The sequence below is a fragment of the Mesorhizobium sp. WSM4810 genome (assembly GCF_055811235.1).
In genome coordinates this window covers 1-694 of record NZ_JBVVQV010000092.1, presented here as the reverse complement: position 1 = coordinate 694, position 694 = coordinate 1, and the positions used below count along the sequence as shown (strand labels likewise).

2 protein-coding genes are annotated in these 694 nt (G+C 59.7%); both read left to right on the top strand.

Going from position 1 to position 694, the window contains the following annotated elements; all coding sequences use genetic code 11:
• Positions 1–246, top strand: a 246-nt coding sequence (locus tag AC0L3O_RS35445; protein WP_473618158.1) for a hypothetical protein, incomplete at its 5' end; no start/stop codon positions are given.
• Between the two features lie 186 nt (positions 247–432).
• Entirely contained in the window at positions 433–684 is a 252-nt protein-coding gene (locus AC0L3O_RS35440; protein ID WP_287247135.1) for a hypothetical protein, read from the top strand.
• The last annotated feature ends 10 nt before the right edge of the window (positions 685–694 follow it).

Below are 694 nucleotides of genomic sequence, written 5' to 3'. Positions count from 1 at the left end.
TTCACCAACCTCGCCCAGGCCAGGCCGGACACCCGCGCCATGACCTGCCAACAGACGCAGGCGCTAATCCAGAGCCATGGCTCGGCGGTGCTGACCACCGGCCCGAACACCTATGCCCTGTACGTCCGCCGGTACAGCAATGCGTGCGACTCGCCGTTAATCCCAGCGGTAGGGTTTGTGCCGACGCTCGATGGCCAGTGCTTGGTTCGTCGATGCAGAGAGCCGCTCTCCACTCCTCCCGGCTGACGGTGACGAGCATAGCTATTCTGCTGCGCCTTTCGGCAGGAAACCCTTAGCCTCAAGGTCGTCCACTGTGAGTTTCTGGACATACGCAGCGACCATGCGCCTGTCTGCCTTTGGGTCCTTGGAACGGAGTCGCATCATCGGCGTTACCGGCCAACCAAACGCTGCCAACGATATGGAGGAACGCGCGTGATCGAGTTGACCGAGACGGAAAAGCGCTTTCTCAAGCGCGTTGACACCATCACTCACGTTCCTTGGTCGAACAAAGTCACCGCCGCAGATGCCAAAGGCAAGCCCATGCGTATCGCAAGGGCAACGTTTGCCCGATTAAGAGACGACGGTATCATCATCCGATCTACAAGCGACCTGACCTCGAACACCTACGTCATTAATCCTGCACCCGTGACGCCACAAGTCGAGGAAGTGCAGGAAGCGTCCTGATCGGGCGGGG